This is a genomic window from Pedobacter duraquae, from assembly GCF_004362245.1.
Classification (GTDB): Bacteria; Bacteroidota; Bacteroidia; order Sphingobacteriales; family Sphingobacteriaceae; genus Pedobacter; species Pedobacter duraquae.
Window position 1 is genome coordinate 354,028 of the sequence record NZ_SNWM01000005.1, and the last position, 18,423, is coordinate 372,450.

The window sequence follows — 18,423 nt, forward strand, 5'->3', positions numbered from 1 at the left end:
CCAATAGTGGCTCTACTTCCATCCATAATCATTTTCATCTAACGTAGATAACAATGATACCCGCTTCCAGTTTGTTATTTTTAACCCAAGTGCATATACTATTCGTTCAACTCTGGGAAGTCGGCGATTCCCTTTTCGGCGATATGGTTATCATCCTCGCTGAGTATGCCCGCAACTTTTTCGAATAATAGTGCCTCAAAGTAGTCCTGATTATATTCCATATGTAATAAGTAAATGCATTTAAGGTGTAATTAGGTGAATGGTTATTTAAAAGTGATTAATTTTTCCTGTAACAGTTTGACTGCTAATTTCAAATGGGTCTTTATGGAGTTAACTGATACCCCCATTTCCACTGCAGCTTCTTTATATTTTTTATCTTCGAGGTGTACCAGCTTAAATGCTGTTTGCCGTTTTACGGATAATCCGTTTAGTGCGAGATTAATGGCTTGTTCGTTACACAGATCAATGATGAGTTCGGAGTCACCTGCCTTGGTAACTGCTTCTGTATACGCATCAAGCCTCCGCTGTTCCACTTTTCTTGCCCGCAGGCACATCAAGGACTGGTTGTTTACAGCCCTGAAAAGATAAGATTTTAGCGATGTTTTGATGGAAATGTACTGCGACTTTTGCCACATGGCGACAAATAAATCCTGGACTAGATCTTCGGCCTCCATTTCGTTATCAATTATCAGATAAGCTTTGAGGACGAGGGGTTTGTAATATTTTTTAAATACCGCTTCGTAGGCAGTTTGTTTACCGGCAATAAGGTTATTCAATAATATTCGGTCAGAAGCCTCCATTAAAATGAATTAAAGCAGGTGATAAATATATAAGTTTAAAACAGAAAAACAACTAATAGTTGTATTCCTGTTTCGTGGAGGGAGAATTTTCAATTAGCTTCCTGTAAAAGCAATTTGCAATATCAACTGATAGCTTTTTCTACTATAGAGAATACCAGGATGCAGCCGGTGATGAGTTTTCAATTAATTTGATTATGATAAATCTGAAGCTCGGGGTTAAAGTATTACAGGAAAAATTATCACTGTCAGATGAGCGTTCACCCAATATCATAGTAAGTGCATCTAAAAGCTGGTAACCTACTTACACTTAAAATCTTAAATTATGAAAAAAATTATCATGACCTTTTTTTTATTGGCTTTTTACCCTTTTAAAAATGAGGCGGGCAGTATTTCAGGCAATGTTTCAACTACAATTTATTGTGATGCTTATGAGTCTGATTATCAAAACGGTACTATTGAGAATGAACTATTTGGAGGTGAATTAATAGACTACTATATGTGGGTTCAATACGAATCCTGGCCAAGAAATGGGCATGCCTCAGTTCGTTTTGGCAATGAGACGATTGCAGCAACCATAACTAACCCTTCTCAATATTACAGAAACAAGAAACAGTTCACGAAAAATATTGGGATAGACGTGAGCTACGGTGTATATGTAATCGATACTGGTGCGGCTGGTCTTGAAATATCTTGGTAAAAAAATAATATTACATCCTTCTTAAGGACGTTAAATATTTAATTTATAATATTTCAAATACTAAGGGTATGATTAGAAAATTATTAATTATTATAACTCTTTTTACACTTTATGGTGTTTTGTATTTGAAAATCAACTTGAAATCTGACGACATTGTCATTGAAGTTGGTGACTATAAAATAACAAAATATGAGTTAGATGTTCGATTCAAGCGATACTATGATGAATACTATAGTAAAAACAATTGTCCTCCTTTAAACATAGAGTACAAAAAATGGTTTGCGCGTCTAATTAATAATTCGTATATCTTAGCTGACGCACATAAAAATAACCTCTATGAAGATTCAACGACTAAGCAGGCCATAACGTATCTAGAAAGGCGAATGGTTAATCAAAGTTTTGGACTCTATTATGAAAAAAAGATAGCCTCAAAGATACCAATTGATGAGAAAGAAATTGAGAATCTTTATTTGGAGAGAAAGTATAAATACAACATCGACCTTCTAGTATTGCCTGATCGCAGATCTTTAAAGGCGTTGGATTTTGATTATATTAAAGAAAATGGATTTGATTCAAATTTAATCAAACGAAGTGTTCCCAATTCAATGGTAATGAATAATGCAATTCTGTGTTTTCCTAATAGTTTTTTTTCAGAAGTGGAGCGTGATGTAAGGAATTTAAAGATTGGAACTATTAGCTCTCCTCATTCGACAAAAAAAGGGGTTTTTATAATAAAATTGTTAAATATTGATTCTGCTAAAGATTTATCGTTAAAAGAATCACGACAGTTTTTAAAGTATATTTTAAGAAAAGAAGAAATAACGAAAGCAATCACTATCGATGAAAACAGAATTTTAAATGTTGCTAATATAGTTTTCCATGAAGGTGGCTTATCTGTCGTCCTAAAAAAAATCAAAAGCAAATCATTACCGCTCCCCCAGGTAAGACTCGCTGAATATTTTGAGAATGGTCATCGAAAATACTTCTTTTCAAATCAGTTGTTTACTTATCAAAAGTACCTACCACTTAAACCAAATATCCACACGATAGGAGATCTAAAGAAACAAATTAGTAATTTAATAGTTGAGGATAATAAATATAAAGAGGCAATACGAAACGGTTATTTAGACCGACGTTTTTTGACTAGTAAGAAAATATTTTCAGATAACCTTATCTTTAAGACATATTTAGAAAACCTTATAAAGGACAAGACTAGAAAACAGATAGAACATAGGAATCCAAATATTGACACTAGTGCTATTTTGACACGTACGATAGCAAATTTAAAACTTAAATACAAACTAAAGCTGACTTTACAGCCAGATATTTATTACCAAGATCAGAATAAAAGTTCCATAGCGCCAGAGGAACAAGGTCATCGTGAAATCTTTAACTCAAATTAATCATTAGAACCCTTGTTAATATAGGTAAATATGCGACATAGGTCTATCTTTAAAATATTTCATTATAGAGAACAAACTTGATAACAAGTATTTTTTAGCTATCTCTCCGAACTAAAAAATCCATTGGTTGTGCGTTTAAGTGCGGTTTTAACGTCCTGTCGAAGTGGCCTTAATTTGCCAACACGTTCGCGCTCAGATTTTTTTCTTAAATATTAGGGTAATAATCAAACTTTGTAAAATTGATCAATCAATGCACCTATTTTTTGTGCAAGTTCGGGTTTAAGGCGGGTTGTTGAAATCCACTTAGATTGACCGTTTACGATTGTTCTGGAAAGGTTTCCTATGTCAATATCAGCCATCGAAACTCTGTATCGCCCCTTTCCAAGCTCCCTAACATGTACGGCATGACCATTCAGAATAATTTGAAAAGAGCCCATAGTGCAGCTATTTTCATAAATTTAGTATAATTACTTCATTTTATCGTAAAAATACTATAATGTGAATCCAGTTGATTTATTAATTTTTGTTTTAATACCGTTATATTGATTTAATACGTGCATCTGTATATCTTAAATGTCAGAAATTTCGTAAGTGAATTGTTTACCAATGCTTTTATATGCCACATAGAGAATTACAAAGACTTCAGGAAGTACACAGATACCTGAAATTGAAGATTAGCAAAGAGAGTGAGCTACAGGAGATCGCTGAATTTGCTGCTCAAATTTGTGGTACCCCTATTGCGTTAATTACGCTGATAGATCATGACACGCAGTACGTTAAATTCAGAGTTGGTACCGATCTCGCTGAAACAACCAGAACAGATGCTTTTTGCAGTCACGTAATTACACAGGATGAAGTGCTCATCGTACCGAACACTGGCCTCGATTCAAGATTTAGTAACAATCCTTTACGCAAAGGAAAAACAGATATTCAATTTTATGCAGGGGCGCCTTTGAAAACTCAGGATGGTATGAACCTGGGTAGCCTTTGTGTCATCGATCATCAAGCGCGACAACTAACCGATGTTCAGGTTAATATGTTGACGATCCTCGCCAAGCAGGTAATCCACATTCTGGAATTCGATCTCAGTTTACAGATACTGAAAGATCAATACCTGGAAACGAAAAAAAACGAAATCACGCTTAGATCCGTTTTCGAAAGTTCGGGATCCTGTCATATGCTGCTCGATCTGGATCTAAACATGCTCTTTTTCAATAAAACTGTTTATGATGTTATGCTTGATACTTATAAAAAGGAATTGGTTGTCGGTAACAGCATCATGGAAATTATTGACACAGATTTTAGGGATGAGTTTTTATCAAATATCAATAGGGCCTTGGCGGGGGAGTCTATCACCAGAGAGTCTAGCTTAAGGCACGAGGGTAAAGTGTATTTTTGGCGATTCAATTACTTTCCCGCTTATAATTCAGCGCATGAAATTATTGGCGTTTCCTATAATGCCACTGATGTAACTGATATCAAAACCGCTGAGGCACAAACTATAGAACACGAGCAAATGCTCAAAGCTATCGCCTTTATGCAGGCACATGAAATCCGCAAACCTGTATCTTCAATTTTAGGCTTGATGAACTTAATTAAGCTTGATCCAGAACTGGCAGCTAAAGAAGAAATAATGATGATGGACCTGGCCGTTGCTGAGCTCGATGCGTCAATTAAAAAAATCGTATCTTCAGCAAGTGCGAGCTGAGTGCTGTCATTAAAATGAAATTGCAGACCTTTATCTTATTTATTTCTAAATTGCTCGGGTGTCTGCCCGGTTTGCTTCTTAAAAGAAGTAACGAAATAGGAAAGACTTTCGTAGCCTAACTCATTAGCGACTTCATTAACGGATAAATTTGTATACTGCAATAAACGCTGCGCCTCAACGATAATGCGCTTTCGGATCAATGCACCTGCTGTTTGTCCGGTTTCCGATCTGCAAATCTTATTCAGATAATTCGGACTCAGATTTAATAGATCAGCATAATGAGAAGGCATTTTATTCATTGTAAAGTGTCTGTCTATCAAAGTCTCAAATTGGTGGATCTTTTCTTGCTTGATGTTTTTACTTTTCAGAAATCCGGATGGATGATATAGCCTGTCCAGTTCAAATAAGATAATATTCAGATAAGAACGAAGAACAGTTTCAGCTTCCGAACGCCCCAGCGTAAACTCTCCATAACATAAGCTGATCAGCTCGTGCCAGTGTATGGATTGATCGGTTAGGTCAATATGCGGCACTGCTTCCCTTTTTAAAAGAGAGAACTGGTTTAGGATATTTGCATTATATCTGAGTAAAAAAAACTGTTCTGTAAAGCAGATGATATATCCTTTAGCCTCGCTATTTATAGCTATGCAGGAAATACAGTCCGGTTTAATAATAATCGCCGTTGCATTGTAATTTAAGGGAATACGTTGCTTGTCGACCAGAACTTCCCCGAAAGCGGTTTCTATCAGCATGATCATATAGAAGTTCTGCCTGTGCGGATGTCCCAGAGTTGGGAGCTTATCCGCAAAACCACCTAATCCTCCCATCCAGAACTGCTTGCCCTCGTCACCAAAGATGCCAATGCTATAAACTGGTAATGCTGATGCTTGCATAAATGTCAGCGTTAAAACGGTACAGACATATGGACCATTACACGATTTCCTGCATAGGCCCTGCCGCCAGCCAAATTTTGCGAGCGTACATTCTGATAATTGGCACCAAAAGAAAACCCTTTCATAGAAACCTCAACACCTGCAACGGCTGATAATGAATGTCCGCCGGAAACAGCCACCTCGTACTTCCCGGCTTCTACATCTTTTACTGCAGTTTCATAGAGCACGCCGATATTTGGTGCTACGGTAACTTTGTTCGCAATCCTCAATTTGTAATAGGCCAATACATTTGATGTGAATTTATTTCCATAACGGTAGTCGTACTTGTTTTCGGTGTTGATCTTGTAATTCACGTTGGCATTAACTCCCATATCATTATACCGGATGTCATAGGCCGCATTCAGCGTAAAATCGATACTGGCTGTGCCCAACTGGAAATTATTGGGAGATTCACTAATAGCTAAGCGTTCGGAAGGCTCATACTTGCCGGTAGGTACTTTAACGCCTGCACCAACCCAGAGCGACTGCACCAGCAAACGTTCTCCAACCACGCCCTTGTGGTCAAACAGATTATAGTAGCCCATCACCGCTATGTCGCCCAAGCCTGTCTTTGTTCCATCTCCAGCCTGGCTCTCCCGCTTGTTAAAATTGTAAGGCAAAAATGCCAATACCCTAAACTTAGATCCAAAGTTCCAGCCTCCCCACAATTCTGCACTCTGGTAAGTCTCGTCGGCAGTAATAGGTGTCCGTTCCCCCATCGGGCCCAAATGGGTAAGCAAAGTTTTGTACTGATAACGTAGTCCTATAAAACGCTGATTGTACTCTGGTAAAATACCCAGGTAATAACTTCCAACACCACATCCACAGATGTCACATGCCCTGGAAGCAGTTATGCTAACCACCAGCAAAGCCAGTGTAATGATTATTTTTCTCTTCATCGTTATTGTTCTGATAACATTTTATTGTTGATAAATTCCACATCGTTCAAAGTATTGAGGAATGCAGTGATTTTCACCTTCTGATCACTATTCAGCGCGATCCCCAGTTTCCCATTCTGACTAAGCAAAGGATCTAGATTCGGTGTTGCCTGAACTTCAGAATTGTAGTGTTCCAGTACACCTGCAAGCGTTAAAAACCGGCCATCGTGCATGTACGGTGCGGTATACTGCAGGTTCCTGAGCGAAGGAACCTTGAATTTATATTTATCGGTCTCAATCAGCGTAGCGGCATAAAAACCTTTGTCATTGATCACACTGATTCCTAAACCGTTGTTGCGGAAAGATCCGTCGGTAAATAAGGGCTCGGAATGGCAGGATGCACACTTTTCTTTAAAGAGGGTATACCCTGCCTGTTCATCTCCGGTAAAGCTTGCGCCAGCTTCCTTGCGCATCACTTTGTCGTATTTCGAATTACTGCTTACACACATCAGCATAAACTGCGATAAGGCCTTCATAAACCTGGCTGTGGTCACCTCTTCAGTTCCAAATGCTCCCTTAAACATGGCCGTATATTTAGGCAAAGCCCTGATCTTGCGCAACACGTTTTCCAGATTCTCGTCCATCTCTTCATGTGTGGTAATGGGTGTGATCGGTTGTAAATCCAGGTCATAAACCCCACCACCCCACATAAATGCTTTATTCCAGGCCAGATTCATGATTGGAGGCGAATTGCGTGTTCCTAACCGATCATCGATACCATGACTCACATCGTGTCCATGCTGCGTAAATGCGGATGATTGGATATGACAGGAACCACACGTAATTGTGTTATTGCGAGAAAGCCTTGGTTCGTAAAATAAGGCTCTGCCCAACTCAAATCCTGCCTTGGTAACCGGGTTATTGGCCAGTTTATATACTGGTTCTGGAAAATTGGCAGGTTTCTGAAATCCTAGAAATTGCTCAATCTCTTCTTTAATTGGGTTGTCTTTCTTGCAGGCCAATATAAAGAGACCAAGAAAAAACAATACGATCCAGTGTTTTTTATGCATGGTATTTAATTTTCAGTATGGTCATGCTTAAACATTTCAAGAAAATTAGTCGCAATCTTAGCTGTAAAATCATCAAACATCACATTTGGGTGTTCAGCAATTCTGAAGCTATTCTTGCCATTAAAAACCTTCATCACATCTACAAAAAGATGGATGTTGCTTTGCCGGTCTTTTCTCACTTTGGCTATCCCTGCAGCGCTTAAATCCACGGTTATAACTTTAATGTTGTTAAGTGTTGGCGCACTATAACCCCCAAAAAAGCCGACGTGGTATTTCATCTGTTTCTTCCCTGTAGGGTCACCATTGGCATCGTCCGATACGACATTCGAATTTCCTTCAAACTTAAAGAAGATATAGCCGCTGTTCCAGCCCCAGTACATACCTCCATCATCATGACCTCCGCCCGCTGCGGGATCCAACACGCCCGTACGTTTGTCGATCGGCATGGTGCTGCGCAAACTGTCAACACCTAATGTGAAGGTTAGCTTGGTGTAATCACCTTCGGGAACTTTTACCTTGGCAAAACGGGTAGCCTTGTCATCTCCCTTGATCAGGAAATAACTGCTGTCCTGTTTTACAGTATATGCTTTGCCGTCAGCAGTACTTACTTTGATGTTGCTGATAAAATACTGAAGCCTCGAAATAGTAAAGGCTTCGCCAGCCGCATTTTTATAGGGGCTTCCGGTATTGTTAAAAGTCAGGGTCCGATCACCAACAATATTGTCAAATTCAACAGAAAGCGGTGCAAGGTTGGCTTCCTCAAATTCGGGAGCGGGGTCGTCTGTTTTTGAACAGGCAGCCAATAGCATGAACAGGCTGAAAAGCAAAGTCAACCTTAAATTATTTTCAACTATTTTCATTGTGATATTTTTTATGATGTAACTAGTTAGGGTTATTGAATTTTTTATTGTTGATAAACTCGTCGTCAGTCAGTGTATTAAGGAAAGCAATTATAGCTCCCCTCTCGGTGGCGGAGAGGGGTATACCCACGGTTCCCTGATTCTGATAAAGCAGCCGATCAGTAGTTGGGGAAGCTTTAATCCCGGAGTTATAGTGATCCAGCACTTCATCGATGGTCTTAAATCTTCCGTCGTGCATATATGGCGCTGTCAGCAATACGTTTCTTAGCGATGGCGTCTTAAATTTACCCAGGTCAGCAGGATCGAAACTTACCCTGAAACGACCTTGAAAAATGCCATCAAGATCATCGCTAAAAGTTGAGTCAATCCCGTTGTTGTGGTAACCATCATCTGTAAACAGCTCTCCGCTGTGGCAGGATTTACATTTGCTGTTCACCAGCTCCATGCCCAGCAACTCTGCGGCGTTCAAGCTGCCGCCAGATTCGGCTCTTTTGTACTTATCATACCTGGACGTACCAGAAATCATAGTTCGCTGAAATTGAGCCAACGCTTTAACTACGTTTGCAGCAGTGATATCAGCACCAAAGGCTTTTTTAAAAAGCGCTACATACATGGGAATTTGTTTTAATTCGGTCTCCATGACCAAGAGATCCTGATGCATCTCATCAGCACTTGTTAAGGGACCAAATGCCTGTGACTCTAAATTTTTAGAACCGCCATCCCAAAATAGACCTGTTTTTTCCCAGGCTAGGTTAAACAACGCAGGTGCATGCCTTTCCAGCTTTTTTCCCGACGCGCCAAGTGTACTTAGGGCAACACCATCTGTAAAAGCAAGCTCCTGCCGATGACAGGAGGCACAGGAAATTCTGTTATTGCCAGAAAGCCTAACCTCATAAAAAAGCATCCTACCCAGTGCAATACCTTCAGCAGTTAACGGATTGTCCAGATCCTGCTGAGCAGCGGGGAAGTTGCCCGGAACCTCCAACTGTACAGTGTGGGGTCCCAGGTCAGTTTCTTCCGCGGAGTTGTCCTTTTTACAAGAAGCGACTCCGGCCAGTAAAAGCATAAAGACAGTGATACGAAAATTCGAACACCAAGCTGTCATCTAATTATTTTACGGATTTTACTGAAAATACCTTTGTTGCATAGTTAGTTGCCACAGTTGTCATTGCCGCTGCTTGCGAACCTCCTACAGTATTTGTGGAATATACATCTAAACCATCAATCGCTTTGGAGATATCAGCATTCAAGACAATGTTTGTTGCTTTTGTAGAACTGATACGGACAGCTGCCGGAAAATCCAAGGTAACAGTCTTGTAATTTGCATTTAAACCTGTTTCTACCTTCAGTGTTTTTGACGTCGTTCCATTGGTAATTGTTCCGCCCAATGAGGTGTAGATATAGCTTGTTAGCCACATCCATGATACATTGGTCATGCCATTTAATTGAGATAGCTCACCAGTTTGAAGGCTAAGGTTGTCATTGTACTTTTGTTCAACGCCAATTGAAAATCGAATCGATTTGTAATCACCAGCCGGGATTTCTTTCAAGACCACATCTTCTCTTTTTGTAGCCGGGTAAACGGTTGTAGAAAGGTCATTGTTTACTCCTGTAAGATTAATGGCATTGGTTTCCTCAATCAGGTAATAAGATGAAGGAACTTTAAATTCTTCATTTTTGGAATTCACCAGCACGACATTACTTACCCAATAACGCAGTTTATTAAAGGTTAATGTGTTCGAGCCTACAGTGAAGCCTTTATTTAATGCAAAATCCTGACTTCCAAACATGGCATCAAAAGAAACCGTCGCTTTTCCTTCTGACTCAGCCAGAATGTTGTCGTCGTCTTTTGAACAGGAAGTAAATAATAATGCACTTAAACTTATGATGGTTAATAATTTTTTCATTTCAGAAATATGATATAGCGGTGCTAAGCCTATCCCTACAGGATCAGCAATAGCAATTGCCTGAATGTGCATTTTGAGCACAAAACAGTACATGATAAAAAAATAAATGGGTTAGCATTTTGCGGCCAAAAATCGCAGCAGGGCATATCCCTTCAGCTCAACAATATAGGTGAGGAATGAATATTAAGAAAGTGTTGGCTGTGAGGCTGGTGGTGGGTGCAAAACTTCAGCACTACGTTTAGGAAGAGCCGAATGGTTTTCCATTACATATTGCTTTTTCAGTGCCAAGGAATAAGTAAGCTGAACAGGACTTTCTTTTGAGATAAAGTGATCCTGAAAGCCTTTCTTTTGGCCATCCTGAGCTTCTTTCTTCTCCTTTTCTTCAACCTGTTTAATCTTATTCGCAAGATAGCACTTCCCATTACAATGCATTTCGGGTTTATCCCTGTTGATACATAAAGTGCTGGCAATATATTTCTGATTGAGTGTAAAAGCGCTGAATACAAACATCCTGCTGAAGTTAGTCAACATCAGACAGCACAATAATAGGATAGCGATACTGCTTTTAAACATAATCTCCGCAAAGCTAGGTTTAAAACGCAAACTCTACAATGAATTTTCAATTCCTGATTGAATCTCAAAACATTTGGATTGATTATTTGAAATATACCGGCGCGAACAGGTCCCTCTGTCGAAATTTGGTAGCAGACATGTTATTTGATGCGCTTCAACACAATTGTTCCCAGTACTCCCGCCACAATAGAAGCCAGTAAAATGCCATACTTCGCCTGGTCTACAAATAACGGGTTTTTAAAGGCAAGTCCACTGATAAATAAAGACATCGTAAAACCAATGCCGGCAAGTAAAGCCACCCCGATGATGTGTTTCCAGTTAGCCTGATCAGGAAGATTGCCCAGCCCCAATTTAACCATAACCCAGGTAAATAACAGGATTCCGGTAAACTTACCAATAATAAGTCCGGCGGTAACACCAATCGATACCGGATTAATGATGGCAGTAAGTATGTCTGCCCCAATAACAATCCCCGAATTTGCCAATGCAAATAAAGGCATAATCAAGAAAGCTACCCAGGGGTGTAAGGTGTGTTCAATTTTCTGCAGCGGGGTTTCTGCAGCTAAACTTAAATTCTTAACATGTTGTATCGTGTGATGCTGCTCGGGCGTCGTCAGCGTGCTGTTGCTTGGAATTTCTTTATCAAAGTCGTACGACAGTTTTCTAAGGTTTTCTGAATATGCCTTTTCATTGATCCTGGTCACAGCAGGAATGGTAAACGCAACCAGCACCCCGGCAATTGTTGCATGCACACCCGACAGCAGAAATCCAATCCATACACCAATACCTAAAATCAGGTAAAACAGACTGCTGCGTATGCCAAGGATGTTACCTAAAATCAGGCCAACCAGGAAGATCCCTGCAATACCTAACGCCACAAAATTAACTTCAGCGGTATAAAAAAATGCAATCACCATAACTGCACCTAGGTCGTCGGCAACGGCTAAAGCCGACAAAAATACTTTTACAGATGATGGTACATGCTTTCCTGCCATAGAGAGCAGCGCTAGTGCAAAGGCGATATCTGTTGCCATCGGGATGCCCCATCCATGACTTGCCTCCTCACCGTAGTTGATTACATAATAAATTAATGCAGGCACAACCATTCCTCCCAAAGCTGCGGTCATAGGAAGTGCAGCCTTCTTCAAAGTCGACAGTTCACCATCCATAAATTCCCGTTTCAACTCCAGGCCAATCACAAAAAAGAAAATCGCCATCAGTCCGTCGTTGATCCAGATGTGTAGCGGCTTACTTAAATTATAAGTGTCGAAACCTACTGAGAAGTTGATTTCCCATAAGTGGTGATAGCTATTATGAAATGCAGAATTGGCCCATACAATTGCAATTATTACACTAATCAGTAAAACAATTCCACTCGTATATTCCAGATGGATGAACCTATTTACTGGAGCGATTATTTTTTCGATGGGTGTCTTTTTCATGTATAGAAACTTAACGTCAGCTGGCATTCCTGCAAATCTATAGATTAGCGTATGTAAAATAGCAATGATCTTTACAGAAAGTGAACTGGATTTTTGTATGATGTATTTTTGAGGACACTTATTAAAACAATGTCTCTTGAGATATGATGATTATGGAGGTTATTTCTGTCTCCGTCAATGAGGTAACTTATCTTTTAAAACACCATATAGATAGGTTCCCAGTAGTGCACCTGCAATCACTAAAGCCATTGCAGGATAACCATTTCCGAGGTTAACAAACATCGGACCTGGACAAGAGCCTGTCAAAGCCCAGCCAAGACCAAAAATGATCCCGCCAAAAAGATATTTCCTAAATCCAGGGTGTTTGTCTTGGAAAACTATTGGCTGCCCCGTACTGTCTTTTAAATGGAATCTTTTAATTAAAGAAACAGCAGTTACTCCTAATAATATAGCTGTACCGATGATGCCATACATATGGAACGATTGGAACCTGAACATTTCCTGAATCCTGTACCAGGATACTGCCTCGGATTTTGTCATGATAATGCCGAACAGTATCCCGGCAAGTATATATTTAAGTTGTTTCATTCGTTAAAAAATCAAGGGCATAATCAAAAATGTCATCATCAGGCCTCCTAAAAAGAAGCCTATAACCGCGATGAGCGAGGGCAGTTGGAGGTTGGATAGACCAGATATCGCGTGCCCTGAAGTGCAGCCACCAGCGTAACGCGATCCAAAACCTACCAGAAATCCCCCAATCAGTAACATGACCAGATTACCCGGGTTAGTCAGTGCTTTAAGCGAAAACAACTGATCCGGATTCAACTGACCGTTAAATCCGATTCCCAGTTCTTTCAAATCAGCGACGGTTTGATTGGAAAGTTCCATCGGTGCCGGGGTGCTTAAATACCGGGTTGCAATGAATCCACCTATGATGGAACCTAGCAGAAACATCAGGTTCCATACCTGTCCTTTCCAATTAAAATTGAAGAAGCTATGCTTTTTGCCAGCGCCCGCCATGCTACATATCGTGCGCAGGTTAGCAGAAAAGCCAAACGATTTACCGAAGAAAATCAGCATCAGCATTATCAGCACGATCATGGCGCCAGAGAAATACCAGGGCCAAGGCTGTTTGATCAACTCAATCATAAATTATAATTAATGTGAAGATAAATTATTTAATAGTAGTCGGACAAATATAGCTGGTCATGCTTATCTTGCCTTCTCGATGATAAAATAAAGAATGGGATTGAAGATGGGCTGTGAATATGTTAAGTAAAATTCTTGCTAAAAATGTGGTTACCGTGATAACAATGTTTTGTTTCAACGCTGCATACGCACAACTTCCCACAGCCATAGCTAAAACATCCATAGGTTTTTTAATGGGGATCCCTGTCGGGAAATCAACCAATCGATATATCAACGGATACGGAATTTCGGTTAAGTCAGAACGTAATGTTGCCAAATCGCTGAACGTCATCGGATCCGTAGGTTATATGACGTTCCGTTACCGCGACGATATCAAAAAGCGACTGGAAAATCTTGGCGAAGATGTTCATGTAGATGGTGTGGTGCCAATCACAATCGGCGGCCGCTATTATTTTGGTGGCATATATTACGCGGCTCTGGAGGCTGGTACAGCAGTAACTATTGGCGATCAGATAACTTCTTCTTTTTCTTATGCCCCAGGAATTGGTGTGTATCTTCCTTTTTCATCACGCTATGGCGCTGATATCGGCTTAAAATATGAACGCTGGCGACGCAGCAGTGGTGAAGTTTCTTTTGTGGGCATCCGTTTTGCGTTTGCCCTCAGTACGCCATAAAAGCATAGTCATTTGATTTATTTCTGGACCACAAGAATGAGCGAATCTGCCTTGATTCTGTTTTTAAGCCATAAACGTAACCGATTTTGATCAGCAAGGCCAATCACGGCGGAGGTATTGATCAATGCCATAGTAACCGTATCCGTCCTGTTCGAATCCAGATTTCTAAGCTCCACGTTGTTGATTGTGAATGCCTGCAAACCAGGATACAGTGATTTCAGTTCTTTATCCAACTTAGGAATCGGCCGGTTCAGTGCATTGTAATGCTGACTTTTTTGCTTAGTAGTATCGCCTTGATACATCGCCTCCATAATACTGGCTTTGATTTGCGAAATGTCCAGTTCGTTCTTGGCATTCAGACCTTGCCTGATGATCAACTCTGTGTTGTTTAATTTATAAGCCGGCAATTTCTTTTTAAGCGAGTCAATCTGAAGCTTATCCAACTCTGCTCCTAATAGGAGCAAGTCAATTTTATTGCCTTTTGTGCTATAGTTATAAAGCTTGGAAATCACCTGGGTGTCCTTATAGTTAACTTCCTGTTCTACAAAGGCTCGGGCGTTGTTTTCAAAAATACTTTTGTTAACAATTCTATAGGCTAAAAACACACTGGGTGCTGCGGTAATCAGTACAATAATGAGAATATAACGGCGCACCTTTTTTTGATAGGCTTTGTCCTCAAACTCCTTTTTGTGAAAATTCAGGTACCTAACGATCAGGTAAGTGGCCACACAAATGAATACGCTGTTGATAAAATACAGGTACATCGCGCCAGCAAAAAAGTATAGATTTCCGGAAGCAATACCATAACCTGCTGTGCAGAGTGGCGGCATCAATGCCGTGGCGATGGCCACGCCGGGAATTACATTGCTTTTTTCCTTTCTGGTTGCAGCAATAATTCCTGCAAGTCCACCCAGCGCAGCGATAAAGACATCCCAAATAGAGGGAGAGGTGCGCGATAAAAGCTCAGACGATGCATCATGTAAAGGTGTTACATAGAAATATAATGTTGAAGTGAGTACGCTGATAACCGTTGCTATTGCCAGATTTCGCACTCCTTTTTTTACCAGCTCATAATCATTAATCCCAATACCCAGGCCTATTCCCATAATCGGCCCCATCAACGGAGAAACCAGCATAGCCCCAATTATTACTGCTGTAGAATTCAGGTTTAGACCGATCGATGCGATAAAAATAGCAAAGATAAGGGTCCATAAGTTGGCTCCCCTAAACTCTACATTTCTTCTGATTGACTCAATAGTGTCTGATTCTTCGGCGTTGTCTTCATGGAGACTAAATCGATAGGAAAAAAACCTTTTTACAGCGGTGTAGATTTCGTTCATAAACTGATACTACAATTTTTTGGCCAGATTTTTCCAATCTGCAAACGCGCTAACGACGATCAACAGACATGATTTGTCTAATCGTACGCATTGATAAGGAGCATGCAGGATGTTGTTTTGGCGTTGCCTCCTGTATGTATGACTATGTCAGATTGAAAATTTGATTTTCATTTTGGACCGAATTAAAATGTCGTCAGTTGTTGATAACATGCCCGGTGACCTAAACAACCGCGTTTTTACAGTCATGCTGTGCGCTGGCGAATCTTTTGAGATGACCTTTGAAAGTTAACTATGGAAAGTAGCGAATGGTCGCCAATTGAAAACGAACTTCTGTCAAAATATATGATTGCCTACGCAGACATTTGGGCGGACGTACTTTTAAATAAAAATCTTAATAGACACCTGCGGAGTATACAAGAAGATCTTGTCCACCTCAACGAGCTTATAGATGGAAAGGAACAACTTCAACAAAATGCCCTTCCCATTTATCGCATAACCAATCAGCTTTTCAGGATGCAGGATGTAGTCAGAAAAAAAGTAGACGCTACTCTGAAGGGCATTCAATCATAGTTTGTTGTGCAGGTCTTCTCACCTGGTTGAGGTAGTGAATCTATTGTCAAATTGTAAGTATTTTAAACTAAGTTGGTCTACTCTTGTTATTTGATGTATAAAAAAACGAGAACTCTAATACATTTGAAATGGAAAATAATGAGAACACAGTAGGCGTTTTGAACGACCTGATCCAAATTAACAATGACCGTGCTGATGGATTTGAAAAAGCATCAGCAGATTTAAAAGATGAGAATATAGATTTAAAGGCAACTTTTGATAAATTGGCTTCTGACAGTAGAACCAATGTAACGGAGCTCGCTGGTTTAGTAGGTAGAAATGGTGAAGATCCAGATACTGGTAACACGATTCTCGGTACTTTGCATAGAGCTTGGATTGATATCAAGGCTAGCTTCGGTGGCGACGACAGACATAGCATTCTTGCTGAATGTGAAAGGGGTGAGGATGCGATTAAAAAAGCTTATAGAGATGCACTTCAGGAGAATGATCTTGGAGATCAGGTAAGAACTGTCCTGCTTAAACAACAAGAAGGTATCAACGCAAGTCACGATGCCATAAAGATTTTGAGAGATGCTCATGCAGCATTGTAAATGTTAAATGATGAGCCGCTGATTGATGTGTCAGCGGCTTTTTTGTTGTTTATTCTCCTGATATAGCTAAATACCTGAAATCGTATTTTATCTATCAGCGCTTAGCTGCGTTTGTGATGTATTTAGTAGAAATCAATAAAAGCAAGGTTCTATTTTTCTTAGCTTCTTCAAAGTTTTGCTTCAATAACTCGCCAATATTTTTATCTGAGAATTTTACAGCCGCCATTTGAAGTAACTGAAAGGATGCAGCCTCTACGTTTTCAATATTTTGTAAGTAAAATAATATGGAAAGATCACGTAAAAATTCGTCGCCATCTTGCGCTTCAATAGCCTCAAAAGCTTCTTCAACAAGCCCTTTCAGACCATTTGCATCTTTAACTGGCAAAGGAGCATCAAGAAGGCTAAAGATGAACGCTATCCTGCTGATCTGCTTTTCTACATTAACTACGGTTTCATCAATTCCATGGCTAAGGTCGGGATCGTTTACCTGATTATTAATTTGCGGTAGTTTTGCTACTAGGTGACATTTTGCAACATATACTTTTGCGAGATGCTCAATAAAAAAAGGTTCGAGTCGCTCAGCATGCAGCCGATTTGTCCCTGAGTTTTCGCCAGATAGATTTGTTGTCATGATTTAATATATGATTGAACTTTTGAAACTAACTCTACCAATCCAAAGGGCTTAAAAATAAAATCATCTGCACCGCATGCTGATGCCATAATATCAAGATCTCGTTCTGCCGAAAGGAGTATGACCGGAATTTGATGGGAGTCTGCATCAGATTTCAATTGCCTGCAAATTTCATCGCCGTTTGCAACAGATCCAATTATTCTAACGTCGAGTAGAGTTAAATCTGGGTGTATTACAGAAATCTGATCGATTGAAGAAACTGATTTAAAGCCGATTACTTCATAACCCTCATTCACAAAAACGATATTTAAAATCTCAAAGATATCTGGATCATCTTCGATGTACAGTATTTTTTTAGACATTTTTTCAAAATTTGTGTTCTGAATTATCGTTCTGAAGACTGAATTTTATCTTAAAATACTTCGACTTAACATCTCGTGCAGCACAATGTTTTAAAATTATTCATTTCAGGAATAATTGCGAAATATTTTGATAAAAATGTACAACAATTGCTTTTTTCAATCAGATCAAACCAAAGCGTTTATACTTTGTTGAGCTATTATGATGTCAAAACCTCAAAAATGGCAAGTTGGTGTAGTCTTGGGAATCGGGGCAGCAGCTCTAGCACTTAATTTAGCGTCCTGCGTATCAATTCCTAAAGGAGCAACTGCAGTTAGGCCTTTTAATAAAGATAAATACCTTGGTAAATGGTATGAGATTGCGCGGTTCGACTTCAAGTTCGAGAAAAACTTAGATCAGGTTACAGCAAACTACTCGATGAATAACGATGGTTCTATCCGCGTGCAAAACCGGGGCTATAATTTTGTTAAAAAAGAATGGAAGGAAAGTATCGGCAAAGCCAAGTTTGTTAAAGACCCAGAAACTGCGCGCTTAAAGGTTTCCTTTTTCGGCCCATTCTACGCCGGTTACAACATCATCGCCATTGATCCAGATTACAAATATGCACTAATTGCAGGTAATAACCTCAAATATTTATGGTTGTTGTCACGCGAGAAGACCATGCCAAATGATATTAAATCTGCTTATCTGCAACAAGCTGAAAGCTTGGGTTATGATGTGAACAAATTGGTTTGGACCAAACAAAATTAATCTGCTCATACTGATTGACTGGGGTAGTGGGTTGAAAATATTGGTATCGCTTTCTTCCTCAAATCTCTGAGGAAAAGATTTGCATGTCA

Annotated in this window: 23 protein-coding genes; 7 read left to right on the forward strand and 16 right to left on the reverse strand. The window is 39.7% G+C overall.

Annotation, left to right across the window (positions count from 1 at the left end; translation table 11 throughout):
* Positions 1–98: 98 nt before the first annotated feature.
* Together CLV32_RS23425 and CLV32_RS19400 are read right to left on the reverse strand one after the other, a co-directional pair.
* Positions 99–221, reverse strand: a complete 123-nt coding sequence (locus CLV32_RS23425; protein WP_262711532.1) for a hypothetical protein — start codon at positions 219–221, stop codon at positions 99–101.
* A gap of 42 nt (positions 222–263) precedes the next feature.
* The gene (locus CLV32_RS19400) at positions 264–800 is read right to left on the reverse strand and encodes an RNA polymerase sigma factor (RefSeq protein ID WP_133558613.1); all 537 of its coding nucleotides are present in this window, start codon (positions 798–800) and stop codon (positions 264–266) included.
* Between the two features lie 322 nt (positions 801–1,122).
* Here CLV32_RS19400 and CLV32_RS19405 point away from each other — a divergent pair, with 322 nt between their 5' ends.
* Together CLV32_RS19405 and CLV32_RS19410 are read left to right on the forward strand one after the other, a co-directional pair.
* A complete protein-coding gene (locus CLV32_RS19405) occupies positions 1,123–1,497 on the forward strand; it encodes a hypothetical protein (protein ID WP_133558614.1) in 375 nt (124 codons plus the stop codon).
* Positions 1,498–1,565: 68 nt separating this feature from the next.
* Positions 1,566–2,900, forward strand: coding sequence for a peptidylprolyl isomerase (locus CLV32_RS19410; protein ID WP_133558615.1), 1,335 nt, complete (start codon positions 1,566–1,568; stop codon positions 2,898–2,900).
* A 224-nt stretch (positions 2,901–3,124) separates the two neighbouring features.
* Here CLV32_RS19410 and CLV32_RS19415 read toward each other — a convergent pair whose 3' ends face one another.
* Positions 3,125–3,337 (reverse strand): hypothetical protein, encoded by a 213-nt coding sequence (locus CLV32_RS19415; RefSeq protein WP_133558616.1) that lies wholly within the window; start codon positions 3,335–3,337, stop codon positions 3,125–3,127.
* Between the two features lie 179 nt (positions 3,338–3,516).
* On the opposite strand from CLV32_RS19415, the gene CLV32_RS19420 reads away from it, so the two are divergent.
* The gene (locus tag CLV32_RS19420; RefSeq protein ID WP_133558617.1) at positions 3,517–4,608 is read left to right on the forward strand and encodes a GAF domain-containing protein; all 1,092 of its coding nucleotides are present in this window, start codon (positions 3,517–3,519) and stop codon (positions 4,606–4,608) included.
* 35 nt (positions 4,609–4,643) lie between these two features.
* Here the strand turns inward: CLV32_RS19420 and CLV32_RS19425 are convergent, their stop codons facing one another.
* From CLV32_RS19425 to CLV32_RS19470, 10 genes are all read right to left on the reverse strand, one after another.
* Complete coding sequence (locus tag CLV32_RS19425) at positions 4,644–5,501, reverse strand: helix-turn-helix transcriptional regulator (protein ID WP_133558618.1); 858 nt, start codon at positions 5,499–5,501, stop codon at positions 4,644–4,646.
* An 11-nt stretch (positions 5,502–5,512) separates the two neighbouring features.
* Positions 5,513–6,439: a transporter family protein gene (locus tag CLV32_RS19430; protein WP_133558619.1), complete on the reverse strand. Its 927-nt coding sequence runs from the start codon at positions 6,437–6,439 to the stop codon at positions 5,513–5,515.
* A 2-nt stretch (positions 6,440–6,441) separates the two neighbouring features.
* Positions 6,442–7,488 carry a cytochrome-c peroxidase gene (locus CLV32_RS19435; protein ID WP_133558620.1) on the reverse strand — a complete coding sequence of 349 codons (1,047 nt, stop codon included), beginning with the start codon at positions 7,486–7,488 and terminating at the stop codon, positions 6,442–6,444.
* A gap of 5 nt (positions 7,489–7,493) precedes the next feature.
* A complete protein-coding gene (locus CLV32_RS19440; RefSeq protein ID WP_133558621.1) occupies positions 7,494–8,348 on the reverse strand; it encodes an MbnP family protein in 855 nt (284 codons plus the stop codon).
* Between the two features lie 22 nt (positions 8,349–8,370).
* Positions 8,371–9,414, reverse strand: coding sequence for a cytochrome-c peroxidase (locus CLV32_RS19445; RefSeq protein WP_243732363.1), 1,044 nt, complete (start codon positions 9,412–9,414; stop codon positions 8,371–8,373).
* Positions 9,415–9,457: 43 nt separating this feature from the next.
* Positions 9,458–10,348, reverse strand: coding sequence for an MbnP family protein (locus tag CLV32_RS19450; RefSeq protein ID WP_243732364.1), 891 nt, complete (start codon positions 10,346–10,348; stop codon positions 9,458–9,460).
* Between the two features lie 90 nt (positions 10,349–10,438).
* The gene (locus CLV32_RS19455; protein WP_133558622.1) at positions 10,439–10,828 is read right to left on the reverse strand and encodes a hypothetical protein; all 390 of its coding nucleotides are present in this window, start codon (positions 10,826–10,828) and stop codon (positions 10,439–10,441) included.
* A gap of 140 nt (positions 10,829–10,968) precedes the next feature.
* A complete protein-coding gene (gene nhaA / locus CLV32_RS19460; protein WP_133558623.1) occupies positions 10,969–12,270 on the reverse strand; it encodes a Na+/H+ antiporter NhaA in 1,302 nt (433 codons plus the stop codon).
* 174 nt (positions 12,271–12,444) lie between these two features.
* Positions 12,445–12,858, reverse strand: coding sequence for a DUF6691 family protein (locus CLV32_RS19465; RefSeq protein ID WP_133558624.1), 414 nt, complete (start codon positions 12,856–12,858; stop codon positions 12,445–12,447).
* A gap of 3 nt (positions 12,859–12,861) precedes the next feature.
* Complete coding sequence (locus tag CLV32_RS19470) at positions 12,862–13,419, reverse strand: YeeE/YedE family protein (RefSeq protein ID WP_133558625.1); 558 nt, start codon at positions 13,417–13,419, stop codon at positions 12,862–12,864.
* Positions 13,420–13,538: 119 nt separating this feature from the next.
* Here CLV32_RS19470 and CLV32_RS19475 point away from each other — a divergent pair, with 119 nt between their 5' ends.
* Positions 13,539–14,093, forward strand: a complete 555-nt coding sequence (locus tag CLV32_RS19475) for a hypothetical protein (RefSeq protein WP_133558626.1) — start codon at positions 13,539–13,541, stop codon at positions 14,091–14,093.
* Between the two features lie 17 nt (positions 14,094–14,110).
* Here the strand turns inward: CLV32_RS19475 and CLV32_RS19480 are convergent, their stop codons facing one another.
* Positions 14,111–15,433: a TIGR00341 family protein gene (locus tag CLV32_RS19480; protein WP_133558627.1), complete on the reverse strand. Its 1,323-nt coding sequence runs from the start codon at positions 15,431–15,433 to the stop codon at positions 14,111–14,113.
* 291 nt (positions 15,434–15,724) lie between these two features.
* On the opposite strand from CLV32_RS19480, the gene CLV32_RS19485 reads away from it, so the two are divergent.
* On the forward strand, positions 15,725–16,003 hold the full coding sequence (locus CLV32_RS19485; protein WP_133558628.1) for a hypothetical protein: 279 nt from the start codon (positions 15,725–15,727) through the stop codon (positions 16,001–16,003).
* A gap of 128 nt (positions 16,004–16,131) precedes the next feature.
* Positions 16,132–16,593, forward strand: coding sequence for a PA2169 family four-helix-bundle protein (locus CLV32_RS19490; RefSeq protein ID WP_133558629.1), 462 nt, complete (start codon positions 16,132–16,134; stop codon positions 16,591–16,593).
* Between the two features lie 94 nt (positions 16,594–16,687).
* Here the strand turns inward: CLV32_RS19490 and CLV32_RS19495 are convergent, their stop codons facing one another.
* Together CLV32_RS19495 and CLV32_RS19500 are read right to left on the reverse strand one after the other, a co-directional pair.
* Positions 16,688–17,224 (reverse strand): DUF892 family protein, encoded by a 537-nt coding sequence (locus CLV32_RS19495; protein WP_133558630.1) that lies wholly within the window; start codon positions 17,222–17,224, stop codon positions 16,688–16,690.
* Positions 17,221–17,586, reverse strand: coding sequence for a response regulator (locus CLV32_RS19500; protein WP_133558631.1), 366 nt, complete (start codon positions 17,584–17,586; stop codon positions 17,221–17,223). The genes CLV32_RS19495 and CLV32_RS19500 overlap by 4 nt, the downstream gene beginning before the upstream one ends.
* A 199-nt stretch (positions 17,587–17,785) precedes the next feature.
* On the opposite strand from CLV32_RS19500, the gene CLV32_RS19505 reads away from it, so the two are divergent.
* Positions 17,786–18,334 carry a lipocalin family protein gene (locus tag CLV32_RS19505; protein ID WP_243732365.1) on the forward strand — a complete coding sequence of 183 codons (549 nt, stop codon included), beginning with the start codon at positions 17,786–17,788 and terminating at the stop codon, positions 18,332–18,334.
* Positions 18,335–18,423: the final 89 nt, after the last annotated feature.

Excerpts from the sequence above, each read along its gene's own strand:
- CLV32_RS19440 (WP_133558621.1), bottom strand. The coding sequence starts at position 8,348 with ATGAAAATAGTTGAAAATAATTTAAGGTTGACTTTGCTTTTCAGCCTG.
- CLV32_RS19475 (WP_133558626.1), top strand. The coding sequence starts at position 13,539 with ATGTTAAGTAAAATTCTTGCTAAAAATGTGGTTACCGTGATAACAATG.
- CLV32_RS19490 (WP_133558629.1), top strand. The coding sequence starts at position 16,132 with ATGGAAAATAATGAGAACACAGTAGGCGTTTTGAACGACCTGATCCAA.
- CLV32_RS19420 (WP_133558617.1), top strand. The coding sequence starts at position 3,517 with ATGCCACATAGAGAATTACAAAGACTTCAGGAAGTACACAGATACCTG.
- CLV32_RS19400 (WP_133558613.1), bottom strand. The coding sequence starts at position 800 with ATGGAGGCTTCTGACCGAATATTATTGAATAACCTTATTGCCGGTAAA.
- CLV32_RS19485 (WP_133558628.1), top strand. The coding sequence starts at position 15,725 with ATGGAAAGTAGCGAATGGTCGCCAATTGAAAACGAACTTCTGTCAAAA.
- CLV32_RS19425 (WP_133558618.1), bottom strand. The coding sequence starts at position 5,501 with ATGCAAGCATCAGCATTACCAGTTTATAGCATTGGCATCTTTGGTGAC.
- CLV32_RS19505 (WP_243732365.1), top strand. The coding sequence starts at position 17,786 with ATGATGTCAAAACCTCAAAAATGGCAAGTTGGTGTAGTCTTGGGAATC.
- CLV32_RS19415 (WP_133558616.1), bottom strand. The coding sequence starts at position 3,337 with ATGGGCTCTTTTCAAATTATTCTGAATGGTCATGCCGTACATGTTAGG.
- nhaA (WP_133558623.1), bottom strand. The coding sequence starts at position 12,270 with ATGAAAAAGACACCCATCGAAAAAATAATCGCTCCAGTAAATAGGTTC.
- CLV32_RS19450 (WP_243732364.1), bottom strand. The coding sequence starts at position 10,348 with ATGTACTGTTTTGTGCTCAAAATGCACATTCAGGCAATTGCTATTGCT.
- CLV32_RS19410 (WP_133558615.1), top strand. The coding sequence starts at position 1,566 with ATGATTAGAAAATTATTAATTATTATAACTCTTTTTACACTTTATGGT.
- CLV32_RS23425 (WP_262711532.1), bottom strand. The coding sequence starts at position 221 with ATGGAATATAATCAGGACTACTTTGAGGCACTATTATTCGAAAAAGTT.
- CLV32_RS19465 (WP_133558624.1), bottom strand. The coding sequence starts at position 12,858 with ATGAAACAACTTAAATATATACTTGCCGGGATACTGTTCGGCATTATC.
- CLV32_RS19470 (WP_133558625.1), bottom strand. The coding sequence starts at position 13,419 with ATGATTGAGTTGATCAAACAGCCTTGGCCCTGGTATTTCTCTGGCGCC.
- CLV32_RS19455 (WP_133558622.1), bottom strand. The coding sequence starts at position 10,828 with ATGTTTAAAAGCAGTATCGCTATCCTATTATTGTGCTGTCTGATGTTG.
- CLV32_RS19445 (WP_243732363.1), bottom strand. The coding sequence starts at position 9,414 with ATGCTTTTACTGGCCGGAGTCGCTTCTTGTAAAAAGGACAACTCCGCG.
- CLV32_RS19435 (WP_133558620.1), bottom strand. The coding sequence starts at position 7,488 with ATGCATAAAAAACACTGGATCGTATTGTTTTTTCTTGGTCTCTTTATA.
- CLV32_RS19480 (WP_133558627.1), bottom strand. The coding sequence starts at position 15,433 with ATGAACGAAATCTACACCGCTGTAAAAAGGTTTTTTTCCTATCGATTT.
- CLV32_RS19495 (WP_133558630.1), bottom strand. The coding sequence starts at position 17,224 with ATGACAACAAATCTATCTGGCGAAAACTCAGGGACAAATCGGCTGCAT.
- CLV32_RS19405 (WP_133558614.1), top strand. The coding sequence starts at position 1,123 with ATGAAAAAAATTATCATGACCTTTTTTTTATTGGCTTTTTACCCTTTT.
- CLV32_RS19500 (WP_133558631.1), bottom strand. The coding sequence starts at position 17,586 with ATGTCTAAAAAAATACTGTACATCGAAGATGATCCAGATATCTTTGAG.
- CLV32_RS19430 (WP_133558619.1), bottom strand. The coding sequence starts at position 6,439 with ATGAAGAGAAAAATAATCATTACACTGGCTTTGCTGGTGGTTAGCATA.